Origin of the sequence: Promicromonospora umidemergens, from assembly GCF_024171995.1 — a bacterium.
GTDB classification, from domain to species: Bacteria; Actinomycetota; Actinomycetes; order Actinomycetales; family Cellulomonadaceae; genus Promicromonospora; species Promicromonospora umidemergens.
Genome location: NZ_JAMTCT010000019.1, coordinates 1 through 23,591 on the forward strand (window position 1 = coordinate 1; position 23,591 = coordinate 23,591).

21 protein-coding genes are annotated in these 23,591 nt (G+C 71.2%); 7 read left to right on the forward strand and 14 right to left on the reverse strand.

Annotated elements, in window-relative coordinates:
• The 5 genes from APR04_RS23225 to pdhA form a co-directional block, all read right to left on the reverse strand.
• Positions 1 to 403: hypothetical protein (locus APR04_RS23225; RefSeq protein WP_253874911.1), on the reverse strand; the 403-nt coding region annotated here is incomplete at its 3' end.
• A gap of 162 nt (positions 404 to 565) precedes the next feature.
• Positions 566 to 1,720, reverse strand: coding sequence for an MFS transporter (locus APR04_RS23230; protein WP_253874913.1), 1,155 nt, complete (start codon positions 1,718 to 1,720; stop codon positions 566 to 568).
• Positions 1,721 to 1,900: 180 nt separating this feature from the next.
• On the reverse strand, positions 1,901 to 3,283 hold the full coding sequence (locus APR04_RS23235; protein WP_253874915.1) for a dihydrolipoamide acetyltransferase family protein: 1,383 nt from the start codon (positions 3,281 to 3,283) through the stop codon (positions 1,901 to 1,903).
• A complete protein-coding gene (locus APR04_RS23240) occupies positions 3,280 to 4,284 on the reverse strand; it encodes an alpha-ketoacid dehydrogenase subunit beta (protein WP_253874917.1) in 1,005 nt (334 codons plus the stop codon). The genes APR04_RS23235 and APR04_RS23240 overlap by 4 nt, the downstream gene beginning before the upstream one ends.
• Positions 4,284 to 5,414: a pyruvate dehydrogenase (acetyl-transferring) E1 component subunit alpha gene (pdhA, locus tag APR04_RS23245; RefSeq protein ID WP_253874919.1), complete on the reverse strand. Its 1,131-nt coding sequence runs from the start codon at positions 5,412 to 5,414 to the stop codon at positions 4,284 to 4,286. Before pdhA ends, APR04_RS23240 begins: the two co-directional genes overlap by 1 nt.
• 89 nt (positions 5,415 to 5,503) lie before the next feature.
• Here pdhA and APR04_RS23250 point away from each other — a divergent pair, with 89 nt between their 5' ends.
• The 4 genes from APR04_RS23250 to APR04_RS23265 all read left to right on the forward strand — a co-directional run bounded on the left by APR04_RS23250 (position 5,504) and on the right by APR04_RS23265 (position 7,904).
• Positions 5,504 to 6,010 carry an Lrp/AsnC family transcriptional regulator gene (locus tag APR04_RS23250; RefSeq protein WP_253874921.1) on the forward strand — a complete coding sequence of 169 codons (507 nt, stop codon included), beginning with the start codon at positions 5,504 to 5,506 and terminating at the stop codon, positions 6,008 to 6,010.
• A 183-nt stretch (positions 6,011 to 6,193) separates the two neighbouring features.
• On the forward strand, positions 6,194 to 6,835 hold the full coding sequence (locus tag APR04_RS23255; protein ID WP_253874923.1) for a TetR/AcrR family transcriptional regulator: 642 nt from the start codon (positions 6,194 to 6,196) through the stop codon (positions 6,833 to 6,835).
• Between the two features lie 6 nt (positions 6,836 to 6,841).
• On the forward strand, positions 6,842 to 7,477 hold the full coding sequence (locus APR04_RS23260) for a DUF2867 domain-containing protein (RefSeq protein WP_253874925.1): 636 nt from the start codon (positions 6,842 to 6,844) through the stop codon (positions 7,475 to 7,477).
• Between the two features lie 7 nt (positions 7,478 to 7,484).
• Positions 7,485 to 7,904, forward strand: a complete 420-nt coding sequence (locus APR04_RS23265; protein ID WP_253874927.1) for an LIC_13387 family protein — start codon at positions 7,485 to 7,487, stop codon at positions 7,902 to 7,904.
• A gap of 13 nt (positions 7,905 to 7,917) precedes the next feature.
• Here APR04_RS23265 and APR04_RS23270 read toward each other — a convergent pair whose 3' ends face one another.
• Together APR04_RS23270 and APR04_RS23275 are read right to left on the reverse strand one after the other, a co-directional pair.
• The gene (locus tag APR04_RS23270) at positions 7,918 to 8,292 is read right to left on the reverse strand and encodes a YciI family protein (RefSeq protein ID WP_253874929.1); all 375 of its coding nucleotides are present in this window, start codon (positions 8,290 to 8,292) and stop codon (positions 7,918 to 7,920) included.
• Between the two features lie 68 nt (positions 8,293 to 8,360).
• The gene (locus APR04_RS23275; RefSeq protein WP_253874931.1) at positions 8,361 to 8,714 is read right to left on the reverse strand and encodes a cupin domain-containing protein; all 354 of its coding nucleotides are present in this window, start codon (positions 8,712 to 8,714) and stop codon (positions 8,361 to 8,363) included.
• 82 nt (positions 8,715 to 8,796) lie between these two features.
• Between APR04_RS23275 and APR04_RS23280 the strand changes: the two genes are divergently transcribed.
• Positions 8,797 to 9,786 carry an ArsR/SmtB family transcription factor gene (locus tag APR04_RS23280; protein WP_253874933.1) on the forward strand — a complete coding sequence of 330 codons (990 nt, stop codon included), beginning with the start codon at positions 8,797 to 8,799 and terminating at the stop codon, positions 9,784 to 9,786.
• Positions 9,787 to 9,797: 11 nt separating this feature from the next.
• Here the strand turns inward: APR04_RS23280 and APR04_RS23285 are convergent, their stop codons facing one another.
• The 7 genes from APR04_RS23285 to APR04_RS23315 all read right to left on the reverse strand — a co-directional run bounded on the left by APR04_RS23285 (position 9,798) and on the right by APR04_RS23315 (position 20,995).
• Positions 9,798 to 10,460: a hypothetical protein gene (locus APR04_RS23285; protein WP_253874935.1), complete on the reverse strand. Its 663-nt coding sequence runs from the start codon at positions 10,458 to 10,460 to the stop codon at positions 9,798 to 9,800.
• 265 nt (positions 10,461 to 10,725) lie between these two features.
• A complete protein-coding gene (locus tag APR04_RS23290) occupies positions 10,726 to 15,072 on the reverse strand; it encodes a ThuA domain-containing protein (protein ID WP_253874937.1) in 4,347 nt (1,448 codons plus the stop codon).
• Between the two features lie 143 nt (positions 15,073 to 15,215).
• Positions 15,216 to 16,100 (reverse strand): sugar phosphate isomerase/epimerase family protein, encoded by an 885-nt coding sequence (locus APR04_RS23295; RefSeq protein WP_253874938.1) that lies wholly within the window; start codon positions 16,098 to 16,100, stop codon positions 15,216 to 15,218.
• A 21-nt stretch (positions 16,101 to 16,121) separates the two neighbouring features.
• Positions 16,122 to 17,351, reverse strand: a complete 1,230-nt coding sequence (locus APR04_RS23300) for a substrate-binding domain-containing protein (RefSeq protein ID WP_372496160.1) — start codon at positions 17,349 to 17,351, stop codon at positions 16,122 to 16,124.
• Between the two features lie 55 nt (positions 17,352 to 17,406).
• Positions 17,407 to 18,408, reverse strand: a complete 1,002-nt coding sequence (locus APR04_RS23305) for an ABC transporter permease (RefSeq protein ID WP_253874942.1) — start codon at positions 18,406 to 18,408, stop codon at positions 17,407 to 17,409.
• On the reverse strand, positions 18,405 to 19,478 hold the full coding sequence (locus APR04_RS23310; RefSeq protein ID WP_253874944.1) for an ABC transporter permease: 1,074 nt from the start codon (positions 19,476 to 19,478) through the stop codon (positions 18,405 to 18,407). Before APR04_RS23310 ends, APR04_RS23305 begins: the two co-directional genes overlap by 4 nt.
• Positions 19,475 to 20,995 (reverse strand): sugar ABC transporter ATP-binding protein, encoded by a 1,521-nt coding sequence (locus APR04_RS23315; protein ID WP_253874946.1) that lies wholly within the window; start codon positions 20,993 to 20,995, stop codon positions 19,475 to 19,477. Before APR04_RS23315 ends, APR04_RS23310 begins: the two co-directional genes overlap by 4 nt.
• A 136-nt stretch (positions 20,996 to 21,131) precedes the next feature.
• Here APR04_RS23315 and APR04_RS23320 point away from each other — a divergent pair, with 136 nt between their 5' ends.
• Positions 21,132 to 22,319 (forward strand): ROK family protein, encoded by a 1,188-nt coding sequence (locus APR04_RS23320; protein ID WP_253874947.1) that lies wholly within the window; start codon positions 21,132 to 21,134, stop codon positions 22,317 to 22,319.
• Positions 22,320 to 22,359: 40 nt separating this feature from the next.
• Positions 22,360 to 23,589 (forward strand): TerC family protein, encoded by a 1,230-nt coding sequence (locus APR04_RS23325; protein ID WP_253874949.1) that lies wholly within the window; start codon positions 22,360 to 22,362, stop codon positions 23,587 to 23,589.
• Positions 23,590 to 23,591: the final 2 nt, after the last annotated feature.

Below are 23,591 nucleotides of genomic sequence, written 5' to 3' on the forward strand. Positions count from 1 at the left end.
CACCCAGGGTCCCCGCGACCAGGCGCTCCCGCGTCACCGGCAACGCCGTGGCCAGGCGACGCGCCATCGTCATGTCCTTGCCCGCCGCCGCCGCCGAGATGCCCTCACGCACCCGCAACCACGACGTGAACGTGCGCGCCGTACCACCCGACCGCCACGAACCCTCAGCCTCGATCCGCGGCAACAAGACGTACCGCACCCCGTCCAACCGGCCCGTCAACCGACGGGCCCGGGTGTGCGCCTCGACCAAGCGGGCGACGGACGGCGCATCCCACCCGTCCAACACCTCCGGACCGGTCAGACCCGCCAGCTCACCCACCGCGTCCTCGATCCGCGCCAACGCCTCCTCGATCGACACCGCGGGAGGCAGACCACCAGTCGTGTCGTTCGTCGACTGCTCCACCAGTACCCACCCCCCATCTCCGTCGTCCGTTGACCCCATTATCTCGAACATACGTATGAGGCGCACGCGCTATCTGGAATCTGTGGATAACTTTTCCCGACAGGCATCAGGATCGCCCCGAGGGTCCGGACGCCCCGCACCACAAGCCGGCACACAGGTGCATCAGCCGGGGCCACGACAGGCGAGGGCGATGCCCAGGCAGCTGAGAGCCACCGCGGCGGCGAACGTGACGGGTAGACCGATGCCGTCAGCGATGAAGCCGATCGCGGGCGGCCCGCCGAGATATGCGATGTACCCGACAGCGCTGACCCGCGCGGTCATCGCTGCGGCTCGTCCGGGTGCGGATCGACTGGCACGGGAGACCGCCACGGGGAAGACCGGGCCAAGGACCAGCCCGACCAGACCGACGGCCACGGCCATGACCAGCGGATGCGCGACCACGGAGCCGAGCACCACGAGGCAGACCACAGTCACGGCAACGGTCGTCAGGACCGTGCGTTCCGCGAAGCGGTCCAGGACGGTGTCGCCGGCCGAGCGGGAGATGAACATCGCCAAGCTGAACAACGCCAGGGTGGTGGCCCCCAAGGAGGCTGATGCTCCGAGGTCGCGGGTGATCAGCAGAGCCGACCAGTCCGTGACCAGCCCCTCGATGAGCAGGCCGGAGACGGCGAGCACGGAGATCGTCACGGGCAGGCCGAAGCGCCCGTCCCGCACCAGGACCGGGGCGTCCTCGGCTCCTCGTTCGGCGGGGCGCCGGGGTTGGGACCACAGCATCGGAGCGCACACCAGGGTCAGGGCCACCAGGAGGACGGCGACGGCAAGGAAGTGCTCGGTCGCCGTCGCGCCGACCTGCGTGGCGACCACCCCGCCCAGGGCGCCGGCGAGCACGCCCAGGCTGTACCCACCGTGCAGCCGGGACAGGACCCGGTGACCGGTGTGCTGCTGGTAGGCGATGCCGGCGGTGTTCATGGCGATGTCGAGGACGCCGCTGGCCGCCCCGAGCAGCATGAGCGCTCCGGTCAGCTGCCACACGTGGTCGGCGACGCCGATCAGGGGCAGCGCCGCGCTGAAGAGCAGCGCGGTGACCACGCAGACCGGTCCTGATCTCGCACGGTCGAGGATCCGAGCGGTGAGCAGCAGTGCGGGGACCGCACCTGCGGCGACACCGAACAAGGCAATACCCAGCTCGCTGTCGCTGAGATCAAGGAGGCGCTTGACCTCTGGAATACGCGGGGCCCAGCTGGAGAGAACGGCCCCGTTGACGAAGAAGACGGCCCAGAGGCGAGCCGCGAAGGAACGGATGCGTGTCGAGTACAAGGCGACCCTCAGGCCGCCCTGCCGACAACATCTCGCCTTTCCCCCGGACGGTCAGGAGAGGCGGTCCACGACCCTGGAACACTCTCACGGTATCGATCGAGGCATCAAGCCCGCAGAGCGGTGCCACAGGGCGGTGCCACAGGGCGGTGCCACTGAGCGCCACAGCTCAGCGACGCCTCGTCAGAGCCGCACGATCGCCGAGGCGGGGTTCTCGACGGCGTCGGCGACGGAACGCATGAAGCCCGCCGCCACGGCGCCGTCGCAGACCCGGTGGTCGAAGACGAACGACATCTGGGCGATCTTGCGCGGCACGATCTGGCCGTCGACCACCCACGGCCGGTCGATGATCCGGCCGAGGCCCAGGATCGCGACCTGCGGGTGGTTGATGATCGCCGCGCTGCCGTCGACCCGGAAGCCGCCGTAGTTGTTCAGGGTGAACGTCCCCGCGGAGAGCTCCTCGGCCGTCGCTCTGCCGGCCCGGGCACGGGCCGTGAGGTCGCGCAGCGCCGTGTCGAGCTCAGCCGTGGTCATCGACCCGGCCCCGAGCACCGCCGGTGCGACCAGCCCGAGCTCGCTCTGGACGGCGATGCCGAGGTTGATCGCGTCGGGCACGACGATCTCGTCGCGCTCGACGTCGAGCCGCGCGTTCAGCACCGGGTAGTCCTTGAGACCTGCGACGACGAACCGCGCGAGGTAGGCGAGCAGACCAGGCCCGGGGTCGGTGGGCGTGCGGGCGGCCTCGCGCAGGTCCCAGAGCGCCGTGGCGTCGACGTCGACCCAGACGGTCGCCTCTGGGATCTCCGAGCGGCTCCGCGACAGCACCCTGGAGGCCGCGCGCTGGAAGCCCGTGAGCGGGATGCGCCGCTCGCCGGGAGTGCTCGGTGCGACGGCGACGGCGACGTCGGCCACAGGAGCGGCGGACACTGAGGGAACGGCGGAGACGGAGGCGGGAGCCGGGGCCGACCGCGCGCTCTCGACGGCCGCCCACACGTCGGACCGGGTGACGACCCCGCCGGCCCCGGTGGGCCGGATGGTGCGCAGATCCAGTCCTGCCTCACGGGCCAGCCGCCGGACGATCGGCGAGATCACCTTGACCGGCCGCTTCTCCGGCACGGCGGCGGCAGGCGCCGTCGGCCCGGCACCCCGCGGCCGACGACGGCGGCCCGCGGCCGCTCCCGCCGAGGTGCCGTACCCGATGAGCACGTTGCCGGAGCCGGCCTGCTCCTCCTCGCGGTAGGCCGCTGCCGCCTTCCGGCCGTCGGACGAACCCTCACCCTCAAGCTTTACCTGAGGCTCGACCGCGCCGACCCTCTCGGCGGCGATCGTGATCAGCGGCCTGCCGACCTCGACGAGCTCTCCCTCGGCGGCATGCAGGGTGCCCACCCGGCCGGCGTACGGGCTGGGCACCTCCACGACCGACTTGGCCGTCTCGACCTCCACCACCGGCTGGTCGACGGTGACGACGTCGCCCTCTGCGACCAGCCAGTGCACCACCTCTGCCTCGGTCAGGCCCTCGCCGAGGTCGGGCAGCAGGAAGGTCTGTGCGGTCGCGGTGCTGGTCACGCTTCCTCCCACTGGAGCTCGTCGACGGCGTCGAGGATCCGGTCGACCGACGGGAGCTGGAAGTGCTCGAGCTTCGGCGGCGGGTACGGGATGTCGAACCCGGTCACCCGCCGCACCGGCGCGGACAGCGAGTGGAAGCAGCGCTCGCTCACCCGCGCCGCGATCTCGGAGGAGACGCTCGCGAAGCCCGCCGCCTCCGCGACGACGACCGCACGCCCCGTCGACTCCACGGCCGCGCACACGCCTGCGTCGTCGAACGGCACGATCGAGCGCAGGTCGACGACCTGCAGGCTGCGGCCGTCGCGCGCGGCCACCTCGGCCGCCTCGATCGCGACCGGCACGGTCGGTCCGTAGGCGATGAGAGTGGCATCGGTGCCCTGGCGACGCACGACGGCGGTGCCGATCCCCGGCTCGCCACCGCGGCCCAGGACGACCTCGCCCTTCGCCCAGTAGAGCTTCTTCGGTTCGAGGAAGATCACCGGGTCGGGCGAGGCGATCGCCTCCCGCAGCAGCGTGTACGCGTCCGCGGGGTTCGACGGCGCGACGACGTGCAGGCCGGGGGTGTGGGCGTAGTAGGACTCCGACGAGTCGCAGTGGTGCTCGACCCCGCCGATGCCGCCGGCGTAGGGGATGCGGACGACGAGGGGCAGCGCGACGCGGCCGCGGGTCCGGTTCCGCATCTTGGCGATGTGGCTGACGACCTGCTCGAAGGCCGGGTAGGCGAAGGCGTCGAACTGCATCTCGATCACCGGCCGCATGCCGTTCATGGCGAGGCCGACGGCGAAGCCCGCGATCCCGGCCTCGGCGAGCGGCGTGTCGAAGCAGCGGTCCTCGCCGAACTCGGCGGTGAGGCCGTCGGTGACCCGGAAGACGCCGCCGAGCGGGCCGACGTCCTCCCCGAGCACGAGCACGGTCGGATCCTCGGCCATCGCGTCGTGCAGGGCCCGGTTGATCGCCTGGGCCGTGCTGAGCGTCGCGTGCTCCACCGCGGTAGTGGTCATCAGCGGGTCTCCTCTCTGCTCTGCTCGTCCCTGCTCTGCTCGTCCCTGCTGATCTCGTCACGGACCACGGCGAGCTGCTCCACGAGCTGGGGGGTGGGCTGGGAGTAGACGAACCGGAACAGATCGTCAGGGTCGGGCTCGACGTCCTGGTTGAGGCCGTCCCGCGTGCGGCGGGCGACCTGCTCGGCGGCCTCGGTGAGGTCGGCGGCGCGCGCGTCGTCCAGGACGCCCTCGGTCCGCAGGTAGGCCTCCAGCCGCACCAGCGGATCCTTGGCGGCCCAGGCGGCGACCTCGTCGTCGGCGCGGTAGCGGGTGGCGTCGTCGGCGTTGGTGTGGGCCTGCATCCGGTAGGTCCGGCCCTCGACGAGCTGCGGCCCCTCGCCGGCACGCGCCCGCCCGACCGCTCCGGACAGGACGTCCAGGAGCGCCGCGAGGTCGTTGCCGTCCACGTGCTCGCCGGGGATGCCGTAGCCGACGCCCTTGTGCGCCAGCGACGGGGCGGCCGACTGCCGGGCCAGCGGCACCGAGATCGCGTACTGGTTGTTCTGGACGAAGAAGACGACCGGCGCCCGGAAGACCGCCGCGAAGTTCAGGGCCTCGTGGAAGTCGCCCTCGCTCGTGCCGCCGTCGCCGCACATCGCCAGCACTACTGTGCGCTCCCCGCGCAGCCGCGCCGCGTGCGCCACGCCCACGGCGTGCGGGAGCTGCGTGGCCAGCGGCGTCGTCAGGGGTGCTACGTGCCGCTCGTACGGGTCGTACCCCGAGTGCCAGTCCCCCTTGAGCAGCCCGAGCACCTCGACGGGGTCGACACCGCGCGCGACGGCGGCGGCGGTGTCGCGGTAGGTCGGGAACAGCCAGTCCTCGCCGGTGAGCACCTGCGCCGCGGCGACCTGGCACGCTTCCTGCCCGTAGGACGAGGGGTAGACCGCCAGCCGCCCCTGCCGGACGAGCGCTGAGGCCTGCTCGTTGAAGCGGCGGGCGACGACCATGCCGGCAAGACCCCGGAGCAGCTCCTCGCTCGCGGGCAGACCGGCCCTGGCGGCGACCGTCGGACGGCCGTCCGGGTCAAGGAGCATGACCGGCTCCCGCGACGGGAGCATGCGGTCCGCGTCACTCGTCATGCTTGTCATGTGAATATGATGGTCAAGGTTCTATTCGGAATCCATCAACGGCGAGGATCCGAGAGACCGTCCAGCAATTCCCTGGTCATGCGATCCAAATGTCCAACAGCGAAGGGGCTGAGGGCGTGGCGGCAAGACAAGTGGTATCGAGCCTCGACGACGTCGACCAGCGCATCGTCGACGAGCTACGTCAGGACGGCCGCATGTCCATGCGAGCACTGTCCGAGAAGCTGCACATCTCGCGCGCCAACGCCTATGCGCGAGTCCGGCGGCTCGAGTCCACCGGCGTCATCCGCGGCTACCGCGCGGACATCGATCCCGTGCTGGCCGGCCTGGGCACGTCGGCCTACGTCACGGTCAACCTGGAGCAGGCGGAGTGGCGTTCGGTCCGCGAGGAGCTCCGCACCCTGCGCGGCGTCGACCACATCGGGCTGGTCGGCGGTGAGTTCGACCTCGTCCTGCTCGTCCGCGCCCGGGACAACGCCGATCTGCGGCACCTGATCCTGGACCAGATCCAGGGCATGAAGGGCATCCTGAACACGCACACGCTGCTGGTGTTCGAGGAGCCGATCCCCGCCGGTCCGACGTCGACCGCCTCCGAGTAAGCGTTCGGTCCACGACGGCGCCGAAGTCCGCCCGCCTGTCGTGCGGCACCTGGGTCCAGGACCACTTCGTTGACATACATTCACGAATGTATGTAGGTTGCGGGCACGGCAACCGAGGAGAGGCTGTGGCGACCACGATGTGCGCGCGCAACGCAGGTCAGGGCAGAGGTCAGGGCATCAACCGTGACGAGTGACCCTGCAGGACGGAAGGGCACGGCTCGGGCCTCCCAGGCGGACCGGCGCGCGCGTTCCCGCACAGCCCTGCTCGAGGCGGCGGCCCAGGGGCTGTCGCGCTACGGCTACGGAAACCTCGCGCTGGAGCAGGTGGCTCACGACGCCGGATACACGCGCGGCGCCCTCTACCACCAGTTCCGGAACAAGCAGGAGCTGAGCCTCGCGGTCATCGACTGGGTGATGGCGGCCTGGCAGGACGAGGTCGGGGTGCTCGTCGACGCCGAGACCGACCCCGTCGCGGCGCTCCTCACGCTCGCCCGGGGCCACGCACGATTTTGTCGACGTGACGTCGCCCGCATGGCGGTGGCGCTACGGCTCGAGTTCGCCGGCCAGGACCACCCCGTCGGGCGGCACATCGAACAGGCATATGACACGATCACCCGCCACGCCACCGCTCTCGTCCGTGCGGCACGCGATGCGGGCCCGGTCCCGCACGGACCGCCCGACCAGGTCGTCGGGCTCGCGCTCATCGGCGCGCTGGAGGGCACCGTCATCGCGCTCGCGGGCCACCCGGAGCACGACGAGCTGCTCGCTGCGCGGGCAGTCGCCGGTGTGCTCGGCCTCAGCGCCGACACGATCGACGGGAGCTGAGCGCCCGTGGCCCTGGCCGACCTGAGACTTCCCGACCGTGAGTTCCGGGACGGGCCCTGGATCGTGCACGAGCTGACCGACGGGTACCGGCTCGAGGACCTGTGGGTGGTGCGCACACCGGGGGCCGGCCCCGCAGGCCTTCCCGACGTCCTGCGGGCCATCGACGATGCCGCGGTGTCCACCCGTGATCCCTGGATCGTGCGGATGTTCTTCGCGCTACGCCGGGCCGTCGGCCGGCTCTTCGAGTGGGACGAAGGTGCCCCGGGCCGCGGTTCCGGGCCGAGCCCTCTGACCGGCCGCGCGGCTGTCGCGGCAGGCACAGAGGACTCGGGGGCAGGTCTGGCGCCGTTCACCGTCGTCTACACCACCGGCCAGGAGTGCGCCGTGGAGGCGGCGAGCAGCCTCGTGCACCTGGTGCTGCACCTGGGCTGGGCGGTGCCGCCTGCCGGTGAACCTCAGCTTCAGGTCGCGGTGCTCGTCCGCCCGAGCGGCAGGCTCGGGCGGCTCTACATGACAGCGATCAGGCCCGCACGCCATCTGGTGGTCTTCCCTGCCCTGGTCCGGCAGTGGGAGTCGGCGTGGAGAGAACACGGCATCGCTCGCCGTGACCAGGACCAAGCCATCAACACCAAGCGGAGATGAGGACCTGATGCAGCTGACAGCATTTCGGGTGGGTGCGGCGGCGTGGATGTTCACCGGCGTCGTGCACGACATCCTGGAGCTCGTCCTACCCGGCGACCCAGAGCTCACCGCGGCGCTCCGCGCCTCGACCCTGGAGGTCGGGCCGTTCTCGCTCGACGCGGACCTGCTCAACCGAGGTGTGAGCCTGTCCATGGGGCTGGCGATGGTCGTCGTCGGCGTGCTGCTGTGGATGATCGCCGGCGCTTTCCGGACCGAGCCGGGCCGGGCCCGTCCGTTCGGGATCGCGGCCCTGGTCGGGACCGTTCTCGCGCTCGGTGTGGCCGTCGTGTGGGTGCCCGGTCCGCCCCTGGTGACCTTCACCGTGGCGGCGGTCGCGTTCGTCGTCGCACTGGCGGCAAAGCCTTCGGGCCGCACCAGCCCCGGGTGACGAGGCCTGTCCCCTACTCGGGCTTCTCCTGCAGCGCGCGCACCTCGATGCGGGACTGCAAGGCCGCGGAGCACCGCTCGGCCCAGCCGAGGGCGGTCTCCTCGTCGGCGACGTCGATGATCCAGAACCCGCCGACGTACTCGGCGGCCTCGACGAACGGCCCCGGAACGCGCTTCGGCTCGTCGCCCGTCGCGTCGACGGTGATCGCCGTCGACGGCGGGTGGAGGCCACCAGCGGTGACCAGCGCACCGGACTCGGCCAGGGCGGTGTTGAAGGCGCCGACGGCGGCGAACACCGCCTCCAGCTCGGCCGGGTCCATCTCCTGCATCGACTCCATCGTCGGTTCCTCGGCGCTGTCGTGCGGCATGGTCAGGAAGTACTGGGTCATGAGACTGCTCTCCGAGCTGTTCGTCGGGACTGACTGTTGGTGGTGTGGACGAGACGAGGCAAGAGAACTCATCGGGTCTCGGAGGCGAACTCCTGGATCATCACCGGCGAGGCGTGGATGCAGACGATCCGGAGCGTCCCGGTGCCGGTGTTGGTGAAGCGGTGCCAGGTGTCGGCGGGTGCGACGGCGGTGTCGCCGGCCCGGACGACGAAGGTCGCGCCGCCGACCACGATGGTCGCCTCGCCCTCCAGCACCGACCAGGTCTCGTCGTAGGGGTGCCGGTGGAGGCTGGGGCCCTGACCGGGCTCGGAGGTGACGAGGAAGAACGAGACGTTCGATCCGTACGAGGCGCCCTCGAACCGGAGGGTGCGGCTCTCGCCGATGCGGATGCTGTCGGCGGGGATCACTGCGGGGCTGGTCATGACGGGGTTCCTCTCAGCGGGGACTGCTTTCTGATGGGACCCACTCTCCGCCGGTCGAGGCAGCAGTGACTACGCTTTCGACGTGGATCGAAAGTTCGTGGAGTTCCGGCTCGGTTCCAGCGATATCTCGGCGGTGCGGTTCGGCATCTCCCCCGGGCACGAGCTGGTGCACGCGGTGCGGACCATCCTGCGCCCGCAGAGCGCGCCGTTGCACTGGGGGTGGTTCCGCAACCTGCAGAGCAAACCAGTCGGTGAACCCTTCCGGCTGATGTCCGTCATCTGCGGCGTGGACGGCTACCTGCCCGACTTCCTCACCGCCACGCCGTCGGGCGACATGACTCCCGGGGAGGAGGCCGAGCGGCTGCGCCAGGTCCCCGCCGAGCGGCTCCAGTTCGACCTGCAGAAGATGGTGCTCCGCTCGACCGGCGCCCGGCAGCAGGAGATCCGCGACCTGATCGCGGCGCCGGACCGTGCCCGGACGATGATCGTCGGGGCGTGGCAGGAGGTGTGGGACGCGCTGCTCGCGCCCGTCTGGCCGCAGATGCTGCGCCTGCTGCGGGCCGATGTAGCCGTCCGCGCGCGGCGCAGCAGCGACGCCGGTCTCGCCGAGATGGCCGGCACCCTGCACTCGACGGTGACCTGGGCCGACGAGATCGTCCGGGTGCAGATGCGCAAGCACGAGGAGGTGGTCGACTGCGGCGGAACCGGCCTGGTGCTCGTCCCCTCCGTCATGATGGCCGCCCGAGGCTGCGCGGTACTCACCGAGCACCCCGCGCAGCCCACGATCTTCTACCCGGCGCACGGCGTGTCCGAGACCTGGCACCGCGACGGCGCGGACGCGCTCGCCGCGCTCACTGCCCTGCTCGGAGCGGCCCGCGCCCGCCTCGTCCTCGAGCTCCAGCAGCCGCTGTCGACCTCCGAGTGCGCCAGGCTGACCGACCTCGCGGTGTCCACCGCGTCCCACCATCTCACCGTCCTGCGCGACGCAGGCCTGGTCGACAGCCGCCGCAACGGTGTGCGCGTCCTCCACACCCGCACGCCGCTGGGCGAGGCGCTGGCGGGCGTCCGGTAGCGGGTCTCGCGTCAGTGGTCCCCGTGCCCCAGCTCTGCCTCACCCTCCGTCGACATGCCCGAGTGCAGCGGCAGGAACGCGTGCAGGTGACCACGGTCCGCCCCCACGTACTGCAGGTCGAGCTGGACCGCCGCAACGGCCCAGGCATCGACGGCGCGCGAGCGGAGGTCTCCAGCAACGGCGTGGAGCTGCTCCGAATCCCCTGACGAGTCCCCCGACGAGTCCCCCGACGCGGCGTCCCCACCATCGGCCAGCTCCAGGACGTCGAGCGTGTCCCCCAGCAGCCGGGTGGAGAGCAAGAACCCGTTGCGCATGATGTTGTGCTCGGACGACCCGGACGGCAGCGCCTCGACCTCGGCGGTCACCTCTTGCACGACGTCGCGCCACTGCCCCACCTCGGCCGCGGTCGGCCGCGCCGGGCGCGCCCCGTCCGCGAGCGCCTCGTCCGACGGCAGCGCCTCGTGCAACCCGTCCATCACCGGCAGCAGCTGTTCCTGCGCCGACACGGCCAGCTCCCCCGCGGCGGTCAGGTTCGCGACGTTCCGCTCCTCCTCCGCTGCCTCCAGCTCCGCCACCCGGGCGGGATCGACCTCGATCCCGCCGGGTGCCGCCGCCGGCGCCGACGATTCCCACGGCTGCACCAGCACCAGCACCAGGGCCGTGGCGGCGGCCACCAGCGCGACTGCCGCTGCGGCGCCCCACCTCGGCCACCGGCGCCGCGCGGGCGCCGGCGGCCGGGGTCCGGGGTGGCCGGCACCACCCCGGCTCGATGGACGTGCCGCGGCGTTCGGTCCGCTCCGCGGTGGGTTCCGCGGCCTGTTCCTCGTCTTCGGCACGTCCTTGCTCCTCTCGGTCAGACCGGCCGGCCCGTCACGCGGGCCGGCCGGTCAGATCATCCGGTCAGGCCATCCGGTCAGGTCATCCCGTCAGCCGAGCTGGCTAGCGGCAGCTCACCGCGTCGTAGGCGTCCTCGACGACCACCTCGTGCGGACCGTTGGTCGCGGTCACCGTGGCGGCCCCTGCGTCGAACGCTCCGGCCCTCGACTTGAACTGCTGGGAGACGGTCTCCCCTGGCAGCACCTTCTTGAAGGTCTTGCTTCCGTGCGCGGTGCTGAGCTCGAGCCGGGCCGGGTCGGCACCCACGTTGGTCGCGCTCACCGTCACGCGCGCGTGCGGACCGGTGCACCGGCTGCCTGCCGCCACCTCGACCTGCGGCGGGTCCGGCTCGTCGGCGAACGTGAGGTCCTGGAACTCCACGGCGCTCCTGTTCGCCGTGCTGTGCGCGGTGACGAACAGCCCGACGTCCTGCAGGTCGGCGGCGCCTGCCAGCTCCTCCGGTTCCCCGATCTGCGTGAACGTCTCGCCGTCGGTGCTCCAGTACGCCGAGTACAGGTCGCCGTCGCGCACGAGCCGCACCCAGGCCGGGTACGCCGTCGAGCCTCCGCCCGACGACGTCACGAGCTGCCCAGCGTCGTTGCCTCGCAGCCACTCGAACCCGCCGCTCGGCCGGAGGCCGAGCGCCGCGTATCCCGGCGACGAACCTGGCAGCGTCACGTCGTTGCGGACGATGATCCCCGCCTTGGCGGACCCGTGGGAGTTCCCCTGGCTGTTGATCTTCACCGTGGCCGACCAGTGCCGGTCGGAGCCCTCGCGGAAGATCGTCGAGTACTCGTCGGTGCCCTGCCACATGTTGGCACCGCCCGACTCGATGACGTACGCCCCGGAGGACAGCTGCTCGAACTCGCCGTCCGCGTTGCTGAACGTCCGCATCCCGCCGAACATGTCGCCGACCTGCGCGACCACCACCCGTGAGGTCGTCGGCAGACCGCGGTCGTTGGTCGCGACCGCCGTCAGCTCGTAGTAGCCGTCGGCGGTGACGTCCCAGGACGCCGTGTACGGCGCGGTGTCGTCGACGCCGATCGACGTCCCGTCGACGAAGAGCTCCACCTGGCTGACGGTGTTCTCCGCGTCGGTGGCGTCGGCGGTGACCTCGATCTGGCCGTGCTCGAGCTCGACCCCTGCCTCGGGCGAGGTGATCGCCACCTCGGGCCGCGTGGTGTCGCTGACGCCCTTGCCGTTCGCCTCCACGAAGTTGAGCAGGCGCTCGCCCGGCCCGGGGAAGACGACGTAGAGCGCGAAGCTCTCCCCCGGGTCGTCGACGTCGACCCGCACGTCGCGGAAGTCGCTGACACCGGCGCCCGCGATCTCGGCCGTCCCGAGCAGGTCGCCGTCCGGCGCTCCCTTCCGCAGCTCGATGGTGCCCGCGGAAGCCGAGGCCACGCGCAGCGTCAGGGCGTCGATCCCGTGGAGGTTCACGGGATCGTAGGACGCCCACGCGCCGTCGGAGCCGACTACTACCTCACCGCCACCCTCGGCGTCCCGGCTCGGCGCCGTCCTGGTCCCCTCCTGCTCCGTGTGGAACTCGGCCTGCCGCTCCTTGGGAAACACGAGGGTCGTGTCCGATCCGGTGAGCGACGGGATGTCGCCGGCGCCGCCGTCGTCCTTGTACCTGGCGTCGAGGACGTAGAAGACGTTGGTGCCCTCGCCGTGCCCGCCACCGAGCTCGGTCGCGACGGAGCCCGTACGGCCGTGGAGCGGCTCGGACGGGTGCGCGTGCGCGTCGTGCCCGAGGGCCGGCTGGATGACGACCCGTTCGTCGTCGATGGCGGAACCGTCCGGCGAGTCCTCCGCGTCCGTCACGGAGACGTCCCACGAGATCGTGTCGCCGAACTCGAAGAACGATCCCGTCGGCGGCAGCCCGAAGTCGACCTCCGGCCGGGTGTTGCCCACGGTGATCGGCACCGTGGCGGTCCCGTCCTTGCCCGCTGGGTCGGTGACGGTGAGCCGGGCGTCGTAGACGCCGTCCTCCGTGTAGGTGTACGACGCCGTCAGCTCGGTCGCGTCGGTGGTCCCGTCGCCGTCGAAGTCCCACGCGTACTCGAGGTTCTCGCCCTCGGGGTCGGTGCTGCGCGTCCCGTCGAACTCCACCTCCAGCGGCGCGGTCCCGGAGTTCGGCGACGCCGTCGGCACCGACTCCGGCGAGCGGGAGCCCGTCACGTAGTCGACCCGGTGCAGGCCCGAGTCGGGGTTGTCCCGGCCGAAGCCGCCGCCCCAGTCGAGCACGTACATCGCGCCGTCGGGCCCGAACTTCGCGTCGATCGGTGCGAGGAAGTCCTCGTCCGGCAGGAACCGGTTGACCTTCTCGACGTCCGTCTCGCCCGGGGCCGCCTCGGGATCCGTCGGCTCGATCGTGAACACCTGGTTCCGCGACCACTCGTAGAAGAACGCCTTGCCCTCGTAGTACTCGGGGAACTTGGTGTCCGAGTCGAGCTCGGGGTCGAAGTCGTAGAACGGGCCGCCCATCGGCGCGAGCCCACCACCCTGGTTGATGGCGCCGGGCACGGAGGACCGCTGGTAGCCGTACCACAGGTCCGCCGGCTGGGCCGGGGGCAGCTCGGTCAGGCCGGTGTTCCGCACCGAGTCGTTGACCGGTGCGGCGCAGTCGAAGAACTCGCCCACGGTCACCGGGCTCGTGCGGTAGTCGACGTCACGGAACGGCTCGTTGTCCCCCATGCACAGAGGCCAGCCGAAGAAGCCCGGCTCCTTGATCAGGTTCCACTCCGCGATGCCCGCCGGGCCGCGCTGGGCCAGGTTGTCGCTGCCGTTGTCGGGCGAGTAGTCGGCGACGCCGAGGTTGCCCGTCGCCGGGTCGATGGCGAACCGGAACGGGTTCCGGAAGCCCATCGCGTAGATCTCGGGCAGCGTCTTGTCCGCGCTGTCCTCGGCCTCCGGGAACAGGTTGCCGTCCGGGATCGCGTACGTACCGTCGTCCTCCGGGTGGATCCGCAGGACCTTGCCGCGCAGGTCGTTGGTGTTGGCCGACGTCGCCCGCGCGTCGTGGAAGGTGCCGTCCCGCTCGGAGATCGGCGCGTACCCGCCCGACGGCTCAGAGTGCGGGTTCACGTCGTCGCCGACCCCGAGGTACAGGTCACCGGTCGCATGGTCGACGATCACGCCACCGCCCGTGTGCCCCGGCTCGTCGGGCAGGCGCCTGGCGGGGACCTCCAGCAGGACCACCTCGGACTCCGGGTCGATCGTCGTCGTCCCCGGGCCGTCCTGCGTCACCGTGAACCGCGAGAGCCGGTTGACGAAGCTCGCGGGGTCGGTGTCGTCCTCGCTAGCGGGCGACCAGTACTGGTACAGGTACCCGTTCTCGGCGAAGTCCTCGTCGAGCGCGACGCCCAGCAGGCCGTCCTCGCCGCCGGAGTAGACCGGCAGCGTCACCGCGGTGGACGTGGTCTGCGTCTCCGGGTCGAAGACCCGGATCTGCCCGCGCACCAGCTCGGTGAAGAAGACACGGCCGTCCGGCGCGACGTCGATCCCGAACGGCGCGCTCGTGTTGGTGTCCAGCGAGACCTTCTCGAACTGGCCCCAGTCGGTGCCGCCGCAGTCCCCCTCGGCCAGCCCCGCGGCCCACTCCACGCCGCCGACGATGTGCTGCACCAGCTCCGGCTCGTCCGTGTAGTGCGCGCCGAAGTGGCCCATGCCGGTCATCCACGCGCGGCCACCGTCGTAGTACTTGCACCACGAGATCGGGTGGTCGTAGCCCATGGCGTTGCTGCCCGGGTCGTAGGTCGACTCGTCCATCGTGGCCAGCACGTGCGCGTCACCCCGCACGTTGGTCGAGAAGTTGTACCACTCGTCCGCGCGGTCCCAGCGCTGCGGCAGGTGCTCCGTCGACGGGTGCTTCCGGTCCTCGACGCGGACCGTGCCCGGCAGGCCAGGGCTCGACCCGGTGGCGGCGTGCCCGGGCATCAGCGACCCGATCATCTCGTCCCACCAGGCGTAGTTCCCGCGCATGTCCGTCGCGTTGTGGACGGCGACGATGCCGCCGCCCGCCTGCTGGTACCGCTCCATCGCGGCCTTCTGCTCGGCGTTCCACGGGTCGCCCGACGCCTGGAACATGACCAGCGCGTCATACTGCGCGAGGTCCGCATCGTTGAAGACCGCCGGGTCCTCCGTGTGGTCCGACTCGATGCCTGCCTCCGCGAAAGCCGCCTCGAGCACGGGCGTGCCCTGCGTGATCGCCTCGGCGTGCCGGTACTGGGTGGTGGCCGTGAAGATGAGGACCCGGCCCTCTGCCAGGGCCTCGGCCTGCCCTCCCTCGGCCGCCTGCGGCTCGTCGGCGGCCGTGGCCGCCGGTACGGACGCGAGCGTGAGCGCCAGCGCTCCGGCGGCGAGCGCCGCTATGGATCTCCCCCAGCGGGGACGTCGTGGTGCGGTCATCGTGTTGCCTCCTGGGCAGATCGACGTGCGGACCCGCCGGGGCACCCGGCGGAGCGTGTTTCGTTGACCAGCCCGGCGTGCCGGCACCGAGCGCGATGGGCGCTTCCGATCTCAGCCGCATCCGACCTCGGACGCGCGCGGTCTCAGACCTGTGTCGCTGGCATCAGTCCTCTCAGGTGGGCGAGGCCCTCGGTCGCGAGGACGTCCTGGCTCGCGGCCAGCGGCCGCCAGATCGAGGCGGCGGTGGCGATCGTGGCGTTCTGACCGGTGAACGACTCGATGACCAGCGGACCCGCGTAGCCGGCCCGCTCGAGCGCGGCGAGCAGCGCCGGCCAGTCGATGCTGTCGCCGCCCGGCGCGCCGCGGTCGTTCCCGCAGACCTGCACCGCGGCGATGCGCGCCCCAGCGCGCACCACCGCGGCGGGCAGATCCCGCTCCTCGATGTTCATGTGGTAGACGTCGAGCATCAGCCCGATCCCCTCGGCGGGCAGCCTGCCGACGACGTCGAGCGCCTGGTCCACCGTGTTGATCAGGCTCGTCTCGTAGCGGTTGAGCGGTTCCAGCCCGACGACGACGCCTGCGTCGATCGCGTGCTCGACGACGGGGGCCAGGTTCTCGACGAGCTCTGCGACGGCGTCGGCCCGCTCCTGCGGCGTCGTCCGCCACGTGCGCCCGACCGACGCGTACGCCGGGCCGCCGATCACCCGGGCACCCACGGTGTGCGCGGCGTCGACCACCGCCCGCAGGTAGTCCTGGGTAGCGCCGACGGTGCGCGCGTCGGCGGCGACCAGCTCCCGGCCCTCGCCCATGACGAGGGACACGCTCGCCGCGAGCCCGTTGTCGGCGAGGACCTGGGCCGCGCGGCGCGGGTCCCAGTCGCCGAGGCGCTCCACGGGAAGCTCCAGGACGTCGAACCCCCAGCCAGCGACCCGTGGCGCGATCTCGGCGAGCGAACGGTCGGTGAGCGGCGACGTCCACACCCAGGTGTTGACGCCGACGGGCCAGGTGGTCACGGTGCTCGTGGGCACGGTCCTTGGCGTGGCGACCATTCAGCGGTCCGTCCAGGCTTCGGGGTACCCGGGCAGGTCCTCGCCGCCGAACTTCGCGTAGTGCAGGGACGGCATGTCCGCGTTGGCGTCGAGGTACTCCGCGAGGTCCGTGTCGTCGACGGGCTCCTGGGGCAGCACCCACTCGGAGGGCACCTCCTCGCCGGCCCAGATCTTCTGCGCGGCCAGGACCGGCGTGCGCCACTGGAAGTTCGAGTAGACGTTGCCGATGGCCGTCATCCCCGTCTCGTCCCACTTGCGCAGGAAGCTCATCTCGTCCTCGCCCACGAAGACCGGGTACGGCTGGCCGGCGTCCTCGAACGCCTCGACGGCCGCGACCGCTCCGTCGCCCGCGTCCATCCAGATGCCGTCGACCTCGCCGCGCTGCAGGTACTGGGTCACGAGGTCCTTGATCTTGGCGCCGTCGCCGCCGGTGAACTCCACCCCGACGACGTCGATGTCGGACTCCGAGAAGACCTTGTCCGCCGCGGCCCACCGGTGCTCCAGCACGTCGACGCCGGGCAGGATGCGCAGCGCCAGGACCGTCGAGCCCGGTTCCAGGTTGTCGACGAGGAACTCGGCGCCCACCGCGCCGTAGGCGTAGCCGCCGATCGGGTGGATGAAGGTGGCCATGCAGTCGGAGTTCACGCCGCGGTCGAACACGATGACCGGGGTGCCGCTCTCACACGCGGCCTCGACCGCCGGGGTGAGCGTCGCGGTCGTCGACGGCGAGATGATGATCGCGTCGCAGTCGCCGGCCTCGACGAACGCCTGGATGTCGGAGATCTGCTTGTTGTCGTCGTCGGCGGCGTCGGAGACCCGGAACTCGCCGATCACGCCCTCCTCCTGGAGCACCTCGACCTGCTGCTGCATGGTGATCCAGCCGGTCACGCGCCACGGGTTGGAGACCGACGCGTTGGAGAAGCACAGGGTCTTGTCGCCGCCATCGCTCGCGAGGTCAGCGGTGTCCACCCACTCGGGCTCGATGGCCTGGAGCCATGGCTCGTCGGCCGGACCCTCCGGCTCGATGTCCCGCTGGGCGAGCTCCTTGTCGTAGTCCGCCTGGACGAACCACTCGCTCTCGGCCCCCGACTCAGCCGGCGCCTCCTCGGCCGCGCTCGTCTCGGCGGCCGGCAGCTCCTCGGTCGGGGCGTCGGTCGTGCAGGCCGTCAGCAGGAGCAGTCCTGCCGCTGCCGTGCCCGCCAGCAGTGCTCGGATCGGTCGCATGTCCATCCCCTTTGATGAGTGCGGGTCTTGATGAGTGCGGGTCGTTCGTTGGGTTTCGAGCTCAGGTGCGTCGTCGGCGTGCCGCGTAGGCGACGGCGACGATGATGATCACGCCCTGCACGGCGGGCCGGATGGTCGACGGCAGGGCGAGCTGGTTGAACAGCGTGAAGAGGGCTTCGAGCGCGAGCGCGCCGACCATGGCGGCGACGACGGTCCCGCGGCCGCCACCGAGGGCGACGCCGCCCAGCACGACGGCGGTGATCGCCATGAACTCGAGCCCCTGGCCCACCTGGGCGGTCACGCCGGCGTACCCGCCGATGAGCACCGCCGCCACCGTGGCGAGGAACGAGGAGAGCAGGAACGCCCGCGTGCGGAGCCACCACACGGAGGCGCCGCTGTACGTGGCGGCCACGTCGTTGTCGCCGGCGGCGACCAGCGACCGGCCGAACGGACGGCGCATCACCAGCACCGCGAGGCCGACGACGACGAGCGCCACCAGCAGCGCGTACGGCACCTGGAACTGCCCGGGGACGTCCGGGAACCCCTTGCGGCCCAGCACCCGGAAGCCCTCGCTCAGCGCGCCGGTAGGTGCGCCGCCGGTCCACAGCCGGATCGCGCCGAACAGCACCAGCATCATGCCGAGCGTCGCGATGAACGACGGCACCCGCAACAGCGTCGTCACCAGGCCGTTGACGAGCCCGACCAGGAGCCCGAAGGCGAGCATCAGTCCCAGCACGGGCCAGGTCAGCGCCTCCTCGCCGTCGATGAGCCGCGCCGCGATGACCACCTGGGCGCCGACGAGCGAGCCGACCGACAGGTCGAACTCGCCCGAGACGATCACGAAGTACTGCCCCACGGCGAGGACCACCAGCGGAGCCGCCTTCTTGGCGAACGCCATGAGGGACACCGGCTCCGCGAACGACGGGTTGATGACGACGATGACAGCGAGGACCACGACGAGCAGCGCGAGCACCGTCCAGCTGCCGCCGGACAGCAGGCGCTCGCGCCACCGCCGTGCGGTCCCTCGTGCGGTCCCTGGCGAGGTGTCTGCGGTCAGGGTCATGCGGCGTCGCTTCCTCGTGGGACGGAACCTCTGGCGCCGAACCGGACGCGGCGGCTCGCCGGGTCGATCTGACGTCGTGCGTACAGGGCGACGGCGGCGATGATGATCACGCCGCGCAGCACGTCCTTGAAGAACGGGTTCACGTCGAGCACGTTGAACGCGGTGTCGAGCACCGCGAGGATCACCACGCCCCCGACGGTGCCGACCACCGAGCCACGGCCGCCGAACAGGAGCGTGCCACCCAGCACCACGGCGGCGATCGAGTCGAGGTCGAGGCCGTAGGAGTAGACGAGCGCGTTCCCCGTGCCGAACCGGGCAGCGATGAGCAGGCCCGCCACGCCCGCGCACAGGGAGCACAGCACATGGGCCAGCACCAGGGCCCGGCCGGTCCGTACGCCCGAGAGCCGAGCGACGTCGAGGTTCCCCCCGACGGCGAACATGTGGTACCCCGCCCGGGTCCTGGTGAGCAGCACGAAGGCCGCAGCGGCGACGAGCAGCATGACGATCGTCGAGACGGGCACCGGGCCGATGCGCGTGTACCCGAACGTCTGGAAGGCGAGCGGCACCTCGCCCTCCGGCCCCTTGAACCGCGTGTCGAGGAAGCCCTTGACGATCAGCCCCGTGCCGAGCGTCGCGATGAACGCGTTGACCCGCAGCGCCGAGATGAGCAGACCGTTCACGAGCCCGACGGCGGCCGCCACCGCGAGCGCCGCGACGACGCCGAGCCAGACGCGGGACGGGTCGCCGGCCATCGTCGTGGCGCCGATCAGCGAGCACAGCGCGACGACGTACCCGACGGACAGGTCGAGCGAGCGGCACAGGACCACCAGCGTCTGCCCGACGGCGACGAACCCCAGCAGGCTCGTCTGCGTGAGCATGTAGCTGATGTTCTGCTGGGCGAAGAGGTTGCCGCCCTGGACGGCCACGAGGACGCCGGCGACCAGCAGGATGCCGATCAGGGCCAGGTAGACGATCTCGGTGGACCCGAGGTGGTAGCGGCGTCGGGTGCCTGCCGTGCTGCTCGTCCCGGCGGTGCTGCTGCTGCCGGTGCTCCCGGTGCTAATGGTCATGCCGCCCCCGTCGCCAGGGCCATGATGGCCGCTTCGTCGCTGCCGCCCGGCAGCTCGCCGGCGATCCGTCCGTCGCGCACCACGAGGATGCGGTCGGCCATCGCGACGACCTCCGGCAGCTCTGAGGAGATGAGCAGCACGGCGGTCCCGTCAGCGGTCAGGGTGCGCATGAGGTCGTAGACGGCACGCTTGGCACCGACGTCGATGCCGCGTGTCGGCTCGTCGAGCACGATGACCCGCGGCTCGGTCACGAGCCACTTCGCGAGGACCACCTTCTGCTGGTTGCCGCCGGACAGGTACTGCACCTCGGTGTCCTGGGCGGCCGCGACCGTGCTCGGGGCCACCTCGAGCGACGACAGGACGCCGGCGATCCGTCGCGACCGGCGGTCCGAGGCCCGGGGCAGCACGGCGTCGAGCACGAGCCGCGCGTTCGCGAGGACCGACTGCCCGAGGGCCAGGCCCTCGGACTTGCGGTCCTCGGTGACCAGCGCCAGGTGGTGGCGGACGCCCTGGCGCGGCGTGCGCACCTGGGCCGGCTGCCCGTCGACCGTCATGCGGCCGCGGGTGAACGGGGCGATGCCGAACACGCCGTGGGCGATCTCGGTGCGGCCCGACCCCTGCAGCCCGGCCAGGGCGACGATCTCGCCGGCCCGCACCTCGAGGTCGATGTCGTCCACCATCGTGTTGCCGGCTCCCGCCAGGGCCAGCCGCACCTCGCCGGGCACGGCATCGGCCGGCTTGTCCGGGAAGAAGCCGGCGAAGTCGCGCCCCACCATGGTGCGCACCAGCCGGTCCGGGCCGACCTCGGCGGCCGGTGCCGTCAGCACGTGGTTGCCGTCCTTGAGCACGGTGATGGTGTCGGCCAGGTCGTAGATCTCCTGGAGGCGGTGGGAGACGTACAGGATCGCGACGCCGCGGTCCCGCAGCCGCCGGACCAGCTCGTAGAGGAGTGCGACCTCCTGGTCGGCGAGCGCCGCCGTCGGCTCGTCCATCGAGATGATCCGGGCGTCGTACGAGACCGCCTTGACGATCTCGACGACCTGCTGCTGCGCCACGGACAGTGATCCGACGCGTGTCCAGGACGCGATGCCCGCGAGGCCAAGGTCGTCGAGGAGGCGGGTGGTGTCGGCGTGCAGGCGGCGGCGGTCGACCAGGCCGCGCCTGCGCGGTTCGCGGCCGAGGTACACGTTCTCGGCGACGGACCGGTCGGGCAGCAGGTTGAACTCCTGGAAGACCGTGGCGACGCCCGCCCGCTGCGCGTCGAGCGGTGTCGGGAACGTGACGGCGGGGCCGTCGAGCTCGATGGTGCCCGTGTCCGGCCGGTGCACCCCGGCGATGATCTTCATCAGCGTCGACTTGCCCGCACCGTTCTCGCCCACCAGGGCGTGGACCTGCCCGGGGTACAGGGTCAGGTCGATCTCTCGCAGCACCGAGGTGCCGAAGAACTCCTTGCCGACGCCACGAAGGCGCAGGACGGGGTCGGGTGAGGAAGTGTGCGCGTCGTCATCGGCTCGCATAACCACCAATGTAGGGACCTTTTGGCCGATGTCAACCAAAAGTTGCATGTCGCTTACGCGGCTTCTGTGGATCCCGAAGCAGATGGGCTATCTTTTGCCGATACGCGATCGCAAATTCACCCGGAGGCTGCTGCCCATGCTCACCGACGGCCCCTCGAGGACGCCGCCCCTGTCCCTGGGCACCGGCGACTTCTTCCAGCTGCTGCGCGACGGCAAGCCGCGCACGCGCGCGGACCTGATCGCCATCACCGGGCAGTCCCGGTCGACGATCGCCACCCGGATCGACGCGCTCCTGAGCACGGGTCTGATCGCCCCGGCGGGGACGGCCGGCTCCACCGGCGGCCGGCGGCCGGCGACCTTCGCCTTCCGCCCGGGCGCGCGGGTGGTCCTCGCCGTCGACCTCGGCGCCAACCATGCCCGGCTCGCCGTCACCGACCTCGCATCGACCGTGCTCGCGGCACACGAGGAGCCCCTGTCGATCGCCGCTGGACCCGACGTCGTCCTGCCCTGGGTGGCCCGCGCCGGACGCGACCTGCTCGCTGCCGCCGGCCGCGACGTCCGCGACCTGGCGGGCATCGGCATCGGGCTGCCCGGACCGGTCGAGCACTCGACCGGCCGGCCCATCAACCCGCCGATCATGCCGGGGTGGGACGACGTCGACGTCCCCGGCATCCTTGGCGCAGAGCTCGGGGTGGCCGTGCTGGTCGACAACGACGTCAACATCATGGCGCTCGGTGAGTACCGGGCCGCCTGGTCACAGGTCTCCGACCTGCTGCTCGTCAAGGTCTCCACCGGCATCGGCGCCGGCATCATCGCCGACGGCGCGCTGCGCCGCGGCGCTCAGGGCGCTGCCGGCGACGTCGGGCACATGGCGGTCCCCGGCGCGGACCACGTCCCCTGCCGGTGCGGCAACACCGGCTGCCTCGAGGCGGTGGCTAGCGGCCAGGCCGTCGCGGCGGCGCTCTCCGCCCAGGGCCTCGACGCCCTGGACAGCGCCGGTGTCGTCGCGCTGGTCCGGTCGAGGGGCGTCGCGGCGAGCCAGGCCGTCCGGCAGGCCGGCCGCGACATCGGCGGCGTCCTCGCCTCGTGCGTGAGCATGCTCAACCCGTCGGTCATCGTCATCGGCGGGGTCGTCGCCGATGCCGGGGAGCACCTCATCGCCGGCATCCGCGAGGCCGTCTACCGCAGGTCCCTGCCGCTGGCCACGCAGCACCTGCGCATCGTCGCCTCGCGGGCGCGCGCCGGGGCGGGCGTGCTGGGCGCGAGCGCCATGGCCATCGACCACGTGCTGTCCCCCGCGGAGATCGACGCACTGGCCGCCTGACGACCCTTCCGCGATACTGGACCGACGGAAAGGTGGCTGCATGATATCGACCTGGATCTGGGCCCTGACCATAGCCGGAATCGCGGCGCTGCTGGTCTTCGACTTCGTATTTCACGTCCGCAAGGCACACGTCCCCACGCTGCGGGAGGCAGCGCTCTGGTCGAGCCTCTACGTCGGTATAGCGATCGTGTTCGGTCTCGGCGTTCTCGTCTTCGGCGGCCCGACGATGGGTTCGGAGTACTTCGCCGGTTACGTCACCGAGAAGGCGCTCTCAGTGGACAACCTGTTCGTGTTCCTGATCATCATGTCGTCCTTCCGCGTGCCGCGGGAGGACCAGCAGAAGGTGCTGCTGTTCGGCATCGTGTTCGCGCTGATCGCCCGGACCGGGTTCATCTTCCTCGGCGCCGCGCTGATCAACTCCTTCGCCTGGGTCTTCTACCTGTTCGGGCTGATCCTGCTGCTCACGGCCGGCAACATGCTCCGGCCGGAGGGCGAGGAGTCGCACACCGGCGACAACATCGTCGTGCGGCTGGCGCGCAAGGTGTTCCACACCAGCGACAGCTACGACGGCGACAAGCTGTTCACGGTGATCGACGGCAAGCGCACGATGACGCCGATGCTCCTGGTGATGGTCGCGATCGGCGGCACCGACCTCCTGTTCGCCCTCGACTCGATCCCAGCGATCTTCGGGCTCACCCAGAACGTCTTCCTGGTCTTCACCGCGACCGCCTTCTCGCTGCTGGGCCTGCGGCAGCTCTACTTCCTCATCGACGGCCTCCTGGACCGGTTGATCTACCTCTCCTACGGCCTCGCGGCGATCCTCGGCTTCATCGGCGTGAAGCTCGTCCTCCACGCGCTGCACGAGAACAACGTCCCGTTCATCAACGACGGAGAACCGGTGCCCGTCGTCGAGATCAGCACGGGGCTGTCCCTGACGGTGATTCTCGGGGTCCTGGTGCTCACCACGCTCGCCTCCCTGTTCAGCAAGCGCGGGCGGGCGCAGAACGCGATCTCGAACGCACGCCGGCACGCGACCAGCTACCTGGACACCGAGTACACCGCCGACGCGGCCGAACGCGAACGCATCTTCGGTGCTCTGCTCCGCGAGCGCGACCAGATCATCGCGCTGGGCCCCAAGTACCCGCAGCTGGTCCGCGACGAAGCGCAGCTGGTGACGCTGCTCGAAGACGCCCTGGCCAGCCACGACCAAGCCGTGGCACGAGGCGAGGCCGAACCCATCGGTGAGCCGAAGATCGTGCGACGCCGGTGAGG

Bases quoted from the DNA above. Each gene is read 5' to 3' on its own strand.
- APR04_RS23310 (WP_253874944.1), bottom strand. From the start codon at position 19,478: ATGACCATTAGCACCGGGAGCACCGGCAGCAGCAGCACCGCCGGGACG.
- APR04_RS23240 (WP_253874917.1), bottom strand. From the start codon at position 4,284: ATGACCACTACCGCGGTGGAGCACGCGACGCTCAGCACGGCCCAGGCG.
- APR04_RS23315 (WP_253874946.1), bottom strand. From the start codon at position 20,995: ATGCGAGCCGATGACGACGCGCACACTTCCTCACCCGACCCCGTCCTG.
- APR04_RS23320 (WP_253874947.1), top strand. From the start codon at position 21,132: ATGCTCACCGACGGCCCCTCGAGGACGCCGCCCCTGTCCCTGGGCACC.
- APR04_RS23265 (WP_253874927.1), top strand. From the start codon at position 7,485: ATGCAGCTGACAGCATTTCGGGTGGGTGCGGCGGCGTGGATGTTCACC.
- APR04_RS23270 (WP_253874929.1), bottom strand. From the start codon at position 8,292: ATGACCCAGTACTTCCTGACCATGCCGCACGACAGCGCCGAGGAACCG.
- APR04_RS23300 (WP_372496160.1), bottom strand. From the start codon at position 17,351: ATGGACATGCGACCGATCCGAGCACTGCTGGCGGGCACGGCAGCGGCA.
- pdhA (WP_253874919.1), bottom strand. From the start codon at position 5,414: ATGACAAGCATGACGAGTGACGCGGACCGCATGCTCCCGTCGCGGGAG.
- APR04_RS23290 (WP_253874937.1), bottom strand. From the start codon at position 15,072: ATGACCGCACCACGACGTCCCCGCTGGGGGAGATCCATAGCGGCGCTC.
- APR04_RS23305 (WP_253874942.1), bottom strand. From the start codon at position 18,408: ATGACCCTGACCGCAGACACCTCGCCAGGGACCGCACGAGGGACCGCA.
- APR04_RS23325 (WP_253874949.1), top strand. From the start codon at position 22,360: ATGATATCGACCTGGATCTGGGCCCTGACCATAGCCGGAATCGCGGCG.
- APR04_RS23275 (WP_253874931.1), bottom strand. From the start codon at position 8,714: ATGACCAGCCCCGCAGTGATCCCCGCCGACAGCATCCGCATCGGCGAG.
- APR04_RS23250 (WP_253874921.1), top strand. From the start codon at position 5,504: ATGTCCAACAGCGAAGGGGCTGAGGGCGTGGCGGCAAGACAAGTGGTA.